This window comes from Shewanella hafniensis, from assembly GCF_019655335.1.
In the GTDB taxonomy this organism is placed as follows: Bacteria; Pseudomonadota; Gammaproteobacteria; order Enterobacterales; family Shewanellaceae; genus Shewanella; species Shewanella hafniensis.
The window spans coordinates 1-9,796 of sequence record NZ_BPFD01000115.1 but is presented as its reverse complement, the minus strand read 5'-3'; the positions used below and the strand labels follow the sequence as shown (position 1 = coordinate 9,796).

The 9,796-nt window shown below is 46.8% G+C and carries 9 protein-coding genes; 4 read left to right on the top strand and 5 right to left on the bottom strand.

Annotated elements, in window-relative coordinates; all coding sequences use genetic code 11:
- Window positions 1-68: 68 nt before the first annotated feature.
- Window positions 69-1,940 carry a methyl-accepting chemotaxis protein gene (locus tag K5Q99_RS20550; protein WP_220777978.1) on the bottom strand — a complete coding sequence of 624 codons (1,872 nt, stop codon included), beginning with the start codon at window positions 1,938-1,940 and terminating at the stop codon, window positions 69-71.
- Between the two features lie 463 nt (window positions 1,941-2,403).
- Here K5Q99_RS20550 and K5Q99_RS20545 point away from each other — a divergent pair, with 463 nt between their 5' ends.
- Window positions 2,404-2,751, top strand: coding sequence for a hypothetical protein (locus K5Q99_RS20545; RefSeq protein WP_220777977.1), 348 nt, complete (start codon window positions 2,404-2,406; stop codon window positions 2,749-2,751).
- A 27-nt stretch (window positions 2,752-2,778) separates the two neighbouring features.
- Here K5Q99_RS20545 and K5Q99_RS20540 read toward each other — a convergent pair whose 3' ends face one another.
- Window positions 2,779-4,251: a DUF4145 domain-containing protein gene (locus K5Q99_RS20540; RefSeq protein ID WP_220777976.1), complete on the bottom strand. Its 1,473-nt coding sequence runs from the start codon at window positions 4,249-4,251 to the stop codon at window positions 2,779-2,781.
- Window positions 4,252-4,284: 33 nt separating this feature from the next.
- Window positions 4,285-4,992: a hypothetical protein gene (locus K5Q99_RS20535; protein ID WP_106649058.1), complete on the bottom strand. Its 708-nt coding sequence runs from the start codon at window positions 4,990-4,992 to the stop codon at window positions 4,285-4,287.
- A 190-nt stretch (window positions 4,993-5,182) separates the two neighbouring features.
- Between K5Q99_RS20535 and K5Q99_RS20530 the strand changes: the two genes are divergently transcribed.
- A complete protein-coding gene (locus K5Q99_RS20530; RefSeq protein WP_106649057.1) occupies window positions 5,183-5,713 on the top strand; it encodes a DUF2780 domain-containing protein in 531 nt (176 codons plus the stop codon).
- A gap of 100 nt (window positions 5,714-5,813) precedes the next feature.
- Entirely contained in the window at window positions 5,814-6,287 is a 474-nt protein-coding gene (locus K5Q99_RS20525; protein ID WP_006079650.1) for a tellurite resistance TerB family protein, read from the top strand.
- 175 nt (window positions 6,288-6,462) lie between these two features.
- Here the strand turns inward: K5Q99_RS20525 and K5Q99_RS20520 are convergent, their stop codons facing one another.
- Window positions 6,463-7,287 carry an HDOD domain-containing protein gene (locus K5Q99_RS20520; protein ID WP_106649055.1) on the bottom strand — a complete coding sequence of 275 codons (825 nt, stop codon included), beginning with the start codon at window positions 7,285-7,287 and terminating at the stop codon, window positions 6,463-6,465.
- A 344-nt stretch (window positions 7,288-7,631) separates the two neighbouring features.
- On the opposite strand from K5Q99_RS20520, the gene K5Q99_RS20515 reads away from it, so the two are divergent.
- Complete coding sequence (locus K5Q99_RS20515) at window positions 7,632-8,243, top strand: energy transducer TonB (RefSeq protein ID WP_220777975.1); 612 nt, start codon at window positions 7,632-7,634, stop codon at window positions 8,241-8,243.
- A 90-nt stretch (window positions 8,244-8,333) separates the two neighbouring features.
- On the opposite strand, the gene yjeH is transcribed toward K5Q99_RS20515, so the two are convergent.
- The gene (gene yjeH, locus K5Q99_RS20510; RefSeq protein WP_220777974.1) at window positions 8,334-9,596 is read right to left on the bottom strand and encodes an L-methionine/branched-chain amino acid transporter; all 1,263 of its coding nucleotides are present in this window, start codon (window positions 9,594-9,596) and stop codon (window positions 8,334-8,336) included.
- Between the last annotated feature and the right edge of the window lie 200 nt (window positions 9,597-9,796).

Sequence of the window (9,796 nt, the reverse complement as noted above, 5' to 3'; positions counted from 1 at the left end):
AATAAAGTGTCATTTTATTACATGACACTTTTATATAAAACTACACCATTCACTATTTTAAGCTTAGGCTATAGAATAAAGGTCGCGACCTGTGCATTAAGATCGTTAGCGCGGGCTTTTAAGTCTCGCGCCTGTGCCAAATCAGCCATGGCCGAGGCGGTAATCTCATCGGTCACATCTTTAATCGCAACCGTATTTTGGGTGATTTCACCCGTCACTTGAGTCTGCTCTTCCGCTGCAGTCGCAATTTGGCCTGCCATATCTGAAATCACGTTGACCGCTTGTGTAATCTCTTCAAGGGCTTTTGCCGCTGCATTCGCATCATCAACACTGTGACCCGCTAATGCTTGGCTGCTTTCCATCAAGCTGACTGCTCGAGCGGTAGTCCGTTGTAGCGTTTCAATCGTGGTATGCACTTCTTGGGTCGAATCCTGAGTACGGCGTGACAGTACACGCACTTCATCGGCGACCACGGCAAAGCCACGGCCTTGCTCGCCAGCACGAGCCGCTTCAATGGCTGCGTTAAGCGCCAACAGGTTAGTTTGCTCAGCAATCCCTTGAATTGTCGCCAGAATACTCGAGATAGACTTAGCGTGACGACTTAAATCGCCAATGACATCCGTTGCTTGAGTCACTTCATCTGCGAGAGAATTAATCGAGTTACGGGTTTTATTGACTAACTCTTTACCCTGTAAACTGCTCGCTGCAGATTGTTGAGCCGCCGTCGCTGTGTTTTCAGCATTGGCCGCAATCTCATTGGTCGCACTCGCCATTTCAGTTACTGCGGTCGCGACCATAGCCACTTCCTGTTGCTGACGTTGCAGTTCAGCCACCGAGGTTTGCGTGGTGGTAAGACTACGTTCAGCATCAGCATCTAACTCATTCGCTAACTGACGGATATGGCTGATCAACTGATGTTGACTACCGACAAAACGGTTAAAGCTGTCGGCAAGTACGCCCACTTCATCTTGAGTATCGACGGAAATACGCTGAGTTAAATCACCGTTACCATCGGCGATACGCGCCAGTGCCTGCGATACTCGACTCAGAGGACCCAGTAACATGCCAACTAACCAAGAAATCGCTAACACACTCAAGAGCAATACAAGTGCCGATAGCCCCAGTTGAGTAAGTAACAGGCTCGTGAGTGGCGCTTCTAGCGTTTCCTTATCAAGCACTAACACTAATTCCCAATCTGTATTAGGAATATCAACGCTCCAAACTAACTTGTCGCGTCCTTCATTTTCAAAATACATAGGCAACAGAGTACCCGCTGTACGGCTCTGTTCTGGTAAGTTGCGATTAAGTTCATTGTCGATTTCACCTATAGGTTTCATCGTCTTAGCTTGATCTTTATAAGCGATCACTGTGCCGTCTTTGTGCATCATGATGGCATAACCGTTTGCCGGTAACTTCATCCGATTAACACCGTCAACTAGGCTTGCGATAGATAAGTCACCACCCACAACACCTTGTGCGGTAGGCTGCGCCATAGTCACAACCAGAATGTTATAGGCAACATCCACGTAAGGTTTTGTCAAAATAAGACCGCGCTCACTGATGGCTTGTTGATACCAAGGGCGGCTGCGAGGATCATAGCCCGTACGATCAATACTCGGATCAGAATCCAACATTTGCCCTGCTTGAGAGCCGAAATAGGTCAGCTGAAAACGGCCTGATACTTGAGCTTGTTGAAGTGTATTGAGGCTATCACCTTCAACTTTGTTCGCCAGGGCTCCCATAATATCTTGGCGGACAAGCAACCATTCTTGAATTCGCTCTGCCTGCTGCTCACCTAAGCGCTGCACTTGTTTTAGGCTGTTTTGTAACAGCTGGTTTTTTTGGCTGGAATAACTTTGCCATGACAACAAACCAATCACGAGTGAAAGGGCTACCACGACGGAGAACAGAATTTTTTGCTTGAGCGAATATGAGTTCATGTTGGCATCTAATTAATTAACAAAGCAGTGAAACAAGAGGGTGTTTGAGCAGGTCGAACGAACATTTACTACCGCAATTACTATTACCATCGCAATTACCATCGCAATTACCATCGCAATTACCATCGCAATTACCATCGCAATTACCATCGCAATTACATCGCTAAGTAATAAGGCGGATAACCGAGTTAAAACTGCAGTTTAATTGAGCTGGATTTTCTCATATTTTGTTCAATTAGCAAAGAAATTGCTCAGATTTACATCAAAAAACCTTATAAAACACATCTAATTAACCAAGTACCGCCCAGATACCAACATGGGTTGGCATGTGATCACATTTCAAAGCAATCCGTAACACCCAAATAAGCTTCGAAGTAAAATAAAGTAAATTAATCAAGATTAACGTGACCTAGACGCACTCGCTATTGCACACTAAATGTCCACTGCCTATCGAGGAGTTCTTATGATTTTTCAACAGTTCCAACAGAGCCCACTGCAGACCCGAATTTCTGGCCCACGGGCTTGGTTAGCGATGGCAATTAGCATTAGCCTAATTTGTTTATCACTATTTTTATTGCCCTTCGTGCTCTTATTTGGCGCCATTGGGCTCGGTTGTTTAGTCCTGTTTAGCCGTTTTTACATGGCACGTCAGTTGGCTAAGTTTAATCAGGCTCAGGCAAACGCAACGCAGCATGCCCACGCGACTGATGAGCCACAGAGTCAAGTTTATGGATCTGACACTATTGTTAGGGAATCTAATGCGACACGCCATCAAGGGCGCACTTTTGAGCATAAAGAGGATGAACACTAATCTAATGCAGTCAAAGCAAAACTGCGCTTAACCGAGTAAGGTCTGCGCGCGTTTAAGGCTGTGAATTTCTGCGGGATCTTGGGTTACCTCAAGCACATTTTCAATCTGTAATATCAATGAGCGCCACAGAGGCTCGATAAGATCAGTCTCTTTTTTATTGGCATTTTGCCGTGCCAGCTTAAGCAAAGCGGCAGATCCAACGACATCAATTCGCCCTAAAATACCATCAGCCAGCGCCATACTCAGCTCAATCATCGCAGGCACACTGTGGCTATATTTGATCACTTGGCGCAGATAATCCTCAGCTTGAGTCAAATCACTGCCAAAGGCATTGTCATCATTGAGCATATGCTGCGCCCGCGTGAGCATAGCATCGAGTTGTCCTTGCTCGGCAGCTTCTGCCATCCAATACTCGCTGGCAATCATATCTCGAGTACAACCGTCACCATTGGCGAGCATTAATGCCAAATGATACTGAGCGTGGGGATAACCCGCTTGTGCGGCTTTGCTTATAAAATGATAGGCTTGGGCGAGATTTTTTTGCTGATAATACAGCACACCTAAATTTGCCATTGCTTCGGTTTGCTCACCCTCTGCGGCGCGTTGTAAGTATTGCAGTGCCAACTGACTATCGGGTCGAAACGACTCACTGCCGACAAGATAAAAATATCCCAATAACGCCATCGCATTGACGACCCCAGCCTCGGCCGCCGTCGCAATAAGTTGCTCACCTTTCGCCACCTCTGGCACACCTTGATAACCGTGGATCAAGGCCACACCGTGCTCATGTAAGGCTTCCATATGCTTAGGCGCCGCAAGGGCAAACCAATAGGCGGCACGGGCAAAACTGTCAGCGGCGCTGATGTGGGAAGTAAGAGGTAAAACGCCAGAAGGCTCTGGATTAGCAGTAGCTTCAGCTGAAGTGACAAATTCTTGATCTTGTTGCTGCTCTTGCTCTTTCAGTATCAGAGCCTTGGTCTTAAAGGATATCCCCACTAGATATTGGGCTTCGGCGTCATCTTCCATCACAGCGCGGTAGCATAAATCCTTCGCCGTCAGAGTATCAGATGCTTCATAACGATAATCAGGTGCGACTTGGCCTTTAACCTTGGGATACAAGTGTTCGACTAGCGCCAAAACATCTTTAATAGATTTTTGCGCCAGCGCGAGCAATTGCGCTTGGGTCAGGTGATATTTTTCAGGATGAGCGCCGCGGTTACCGTCGGCCCGCAATCGATGCAGGGCGCGGGTCGTCTTAACATCGATAACACGCTGCTGATTTAGTTGCTCGATCCTATCGTATAGATTCGGACTCGAGAACGCGATTTGCTTATCTTGTCCCAGTAACTCAGTAAGCTTGTGGGTAAAGCTGCGAATGTGCAGTAGCGACTGAGTCGGCACATCCTGCACATAGCTTTTCGCTTTGAGATAGTCATCACTCAAGGAAGCCGAAAAATCTTGGATAAACTCACTATCCTTAATGACTGTTTTCGTCCCCATGAGTGATTCCCTGCAGGCTGAATTGAGTTTACATTACTCGACGCTTGGTTTTTTCGACACCATATATAAGCGGAACAAAGCCACGTTAACGAATAAACCAATGAAAGACATAAAGGTATCCGATAGCATTTGCAGCGGTAATCCGCCCATAGCGGCGGCACCTGACAGCAGATTACCCACCACAGAAAGAGGCAGATATAGCATTAATAGTGCAATAGTTTTCAACACGATAGGGCCGCTAAAGCTAAAGCTGCCCTTGATGGCTTCCAGCGGTGTTAAACGCTCAACCACGACCATAAAGTTCACATAGGCCAAACGGGCGAAGAGATAGAAGCTAATAACCAACCCCACCAGCCACACAGGACCAAAGGCAGCAAACAGCATCACTGGCGCTAAAATCGCTAAACCAGAAAACACCCCAGCTAATAATAGTGGTGGAACGAAAGGTAAACTGGCCTTCAGCACCATGCCGGCAGAAGGACTATGCCCTTGAGAACGCAGCTCTAAAAACAGCGTCAACGCGGCGATTAATACCGAAAAGGTGAGCAGTAACAGCATCATGGCGACCATGTGTGGTGCGCCAAACTGTGGATTTTCAAGATCGACTTTACTCATCTCTACGCCAAGCCACAACTGGATCCCCACTTGGATCAAAAGTAATGGAATCGTCAGCATAGCGAGTTGCGCCAGATGATTACGGAAGAAGTTATAGGCTTCTGACAAAATTGCGGACAGTGACATGCGACTTTCCAAATAATTGAAATGAATTAACACTTAGAATTGCCGCTAAGGATACCGAAAATCCCGTTGCAATGCACAGCAGAAATCACCAGTGTGAATCGTAAATCACAGAAAACTACTGCAACAAAAGTTGCAAACCCGCTAAACTGTCCTGCGAACACGTGCGCAAACCATCAAAGGACGCTTCCATATGAAACACACTCTTACCCTCTCGATCTTCCTCGGCACTTGTATTTTAGCGGCGCCAGCCAGTGCAGGATGGTTAGATAACTTGGCCGGAACTCAAGCCAAAACGGAAAAAGCGGCCACGACGGCGACAGCGACTCAGTCAAATGATTTGGTTGGCAACGTCATGTCACAATTGGGTTTAAACCAAACTCAAGCCGAAGGTGGCTTAGGCAGTTTATTAGGCTTAGCGCAATCAAGCCTAGGGACAACCGACTATTCAAAACTGGCTGCCAGCATTCCTAATGCCGATAGCTTGTTAGCGGCAGCACCTAAATTGGACTCAACATCAGGCGTTTCTGGCTTGTTATCCAAGGCGGGTAATTTAGGCTCATCACTGCAAGGCAGTGCTATGGTGTTAGACGCCTTTGAAAAATTGGGTATTTCTAAAGATCTGGCGATGCCAATGATCAACATTGCTAAGTCTTACTTAGAAACCAATGGCACTGAAGGCACCTCTGACTTACTGATGAAAGGTCTGAACTCGCTACTGTAATCCCATTTTATCTCACCCTAAGCAACTCAGTGCTTAGGGTGAACTTTCGCCCCTCAATCGACTCTACCTTATATTCCCCCCAACATGAGAACCGCCAAATATGATTGCGAAGTTAAGACGATTCTTTGAAGCACATACGCAAGCAGTCTCACCTGAAGACAAGGCGCATCAACTTAAACTCGCCGCAGCGAGCATGTTACTTGAAGTGGTGTTTGCCGATGATACCTTAACGGCTGAGGAAGAAGCCTTATTGCCTAAGCTACTGACAGAGACGCTATCAATGTCAGAAGCTGACGCTAAAACACTGATTACTGAAGCTAAAAGTGTGCAAGGTAGCGCGACCTCACTGTTTGAATTTACCTCAGCGATTAACGCCGAATTTAGCCTAGCGCAAAAGCAGCAATTATTGCTCGCCATGTGGCAACTGGCCTATGCCGATGGGCAGTTATCCCAATATGAAGACCAAATCATTCGCCGTACCGCTGATTTGCTGTACCTCAAACACAGCGAGTTAATTCAAATGCGCAATCTTGCCATCGCCGCCAATCGACATACTGATCAAGCGCCTCAGTAATTCCACGGTAAAATCAAGGTAACAATTGATTAATCCGTCGCATAAAAAAGCGTGAATGCAAAACGCTATCTCGTTTCACATTCACGCTATAGTCTCAAGACTCTATTGATATCGCCTTTGACTAAAAATGATTTGTCCTGCCGCGCGATTGACTTAAACCCAACTCACCTAAACCCTAAGCTAAGGCTCTACCGATTTCGAACCCTGAACCGCGTAACTCAGTCAACTTAGTCCGCAATCCCCCCATCTCCATTCTTAATCCTTTCTTGGTGGCTAACTGGGATAACCAACTGGTTTTCTCATCATCCTCAATCGTGTCCCACTCATCCAGCACTTTGTAAGATAGGCATAGTAATGCGGCAAGTTTTGAGAATGGGTCCGAATCCTTAGGATGATCTTGATATAAAATACCTTCCACCAACGCTGTGGTGAATTTCCAATTTTTGGCCAGCAATGCGCCGATATCGGGTGAATCATATCCAAGCAACTCACGTTCAAACTCATGCTTATCTTTGCCCTGCGCCACGGCTTCAGCAATTTTCGCCGCATCTTCAGGTGACACGGCCGCAATGAGTAAGTCGCCAATTCGATGCAAGATACCGCAGGTAAATGCTTCTTCAGGCATAACACCACAACGTTTCGCCATTTCTTGGCTATAAAGGGCAATCTCAAAGGTTTGTCCCCAAAATTGGGCTAAGTCGATTCCTTCACACTTAGGAACAGCGCCAATTACAGCCGATGCAAGCACTAAGGTACGCAGGGTTTGCATCCCAAGACGCACCACGGCTTCGTCGATCGTGCCCACCTCTCGACTGCGTCCGTAGTGGGCACAGTTGGCAAGGCGTAATACTCTAGCGCTGATTAAGGGATCGTGTGCAACCTTAGTGGCAATACTTTTTACTGTCGCATTGTCGTCATTGACTGCGTCTAATAGCTCACTGATCGCCTTGGGTAACCTGGGTAATTCATCCACTCGATTGAGTAACGCAGCTGAATCCATTTTTATGATCCTTCTATATGAATGATCAAAATATAGAACACAAGTTATCGCCTCGCTCACCGAGATACATTAAATATCAGTAATGTGCAGTCCTTCGGCAACAAAGCATGGCGGTCATCAGACTTAAGGTTTACCTCTCGATTTAACTTAACTTAATTTAATCACACTCGATTCTATCCTGCTCCGAGATCGACAAAGCGCTACGCAGGCTGACGTTAAGCGAAAGCGGAGCTGACCCCTTAACGCTAAAGGCGCAATCTTAGTTAAATTGTAAATAAATATTTCAAAAATTCAGTAAAGAGTGATATTGATAAAAGGCCATTAACTCACTGTAAGGAAGCAATATGAGCCAAAACGCACTCGTTAGCCGCACTGGTCTTATCTTAGCTAGCGCTTTAATCACCTTAGGGCTGTTCGTCTTTATGGCGCAGCTCATCAACAAACCACAAACTGTCACAGGACAAGCCTCGGATGCGCCGCAAATCAATATACTGATGACAAAACGCACGCCGATACCACCAAAAGAAAAAACGAAGCCCGAACCACCCAAGCCAATTCCTGCACGGGAGCGTGTGAGTGTCCCCGGTGAAACCAGCGAGTCTTTAGCTTTTACCCCTGAGATATTCATGCCTGAAATGCCAACGCAAACCACCCTCTATACGCAATCTGCGATGACAGCTGAAGCCTTACCAGTTGTGCAAGTGTCGCCTCGTTATCCCATAGATGCGGCGCAAAGTGGTAAAGAAGGTTATGTCGTTGTGGGGTTTGATATTACGGCCGATGGCACTGTGAGTAATGTGCGGGTATTAGATGCGAACCCTAAGCGCGTTTTCGATAAGGCAGCGTTATCAGCGGTACAGAATTGGAAATACAAACCGAAATTTGATGCGGGCAAAGCCGTTGCGCAACTTAATCAGCAAGTGCAGTTAGACTTTAAATTAGATCAAAAAATTTAATCCACTGACACCTCAAAGCGCACAAAAAAGCCCTGCAGTCTCTTTCGTATTACAAGAGCTCAGGGCTTTTTGATTGAACTTTTGTCAGGATTACTCAGGAATCGCTACACCTTGCTTGCGGCTAATATGGGTCTTTTGCCACCACAGAAATGGCGCCACCACTAATATCAGTACCAATACATAGGACATGCTCGCACCTAAGGCAAGACCTAATGCCAAGCAAAACGCGCAACCCAGCGCGACGAGTGGCCAATTATGGCGCGGTAATAACTTAGCGGCCGCTAACATGGCCATCAAATAGATCACCACAAATACACCGTTGCTCCATGCAATAAGGTGTTCTAACTCTTGTCCGGTAAGATAAGTCAGCACTATCACGCTCGCCATCACAGATAACAGTGCTGCCAGCGCGCGAATGGGTACGCCATGGGCGTTCTTCACCGCAAAGAAACGCGGCAAAATACCTTCACAGCTAAAACTCCACACTAAACGTGCCGCACTGGCCGCATACACGTTTACAGTGGCCAATCCACTTGCAATCCCCAACACGCCGATCACTTGTGCGCCGTAACCACCGAGCAACTGGTCAAATACGCCGATCATGGCGACGCTTTTATCCGTCGGCACTAATAGTAGTAATAGTGTACAAGCCACATAAATGACCCCCACCAGCACAGTGCCCATCATCATAGCGGGGATCATATCCTGCTGCGGACGGCGAAAATCATCAGCCAAATGCGTCATCGCTTCTATGCCCAAGAAACTCCAAAAAGCGATGCCAGCGGCAATCATCACGGTTGGCATTTCAGGCATACCATGGCTGGCGAGTGTTGTCAGGTGACCTGGCTGAAAACTGCTTGCGCCAAACAAGAGGACAACGACGGCCACTATGCACAGCGTCAGGCCAAATTGCAGCTTGGCCGACACTTGAATCCCCCTTAAATTAATCAGGAACAGGCCAACAATCACTAATACTTCAACACCGACCTTGGACCAACCCGATATCGGCATTAAGGCATTCACAAACTGAAAGGTCATCAAAATCGCGGCCGGCGCCCCCATGGGCACAACCAGTAAAAAGATCAGTCCAATTGTTCGACCAGCGGTGCGACCAAAGGCTTTTTCGACAAAATAAGCAGGGCCAGCGGCATGGGGAAATACACTCGCTAAACGACCAAAAACCAGCGCCACAGGAATAATGGCTAAGGTGAGCAATATCCACGCGACTAGGGCGCCAGACTGCGCTTTTTCAATTGTCATCTGAGGCAAAATAAACACCCCAGTACCAAGCAAAGTGGTCGCCATTAAACCCGCACCTTGCCAACGACCTATAGTTCCGCTATTTGAATTCATCTGATAATATTCTGTGGTATTTGAGCTGTCAGTATAGTGAGATTTTGCCCCACAATCTGCCGTTAATTTCAGTGTTCTCCCACGCCCAATACCGGCAAAATCACGGAATATAGCGTTATTTCCATCAAAATGACGGTCAACTTAAGATGTGGCGAAATAACCAGCCAAAATACTCAGTAAATTTTGTTACTATTCAAAAC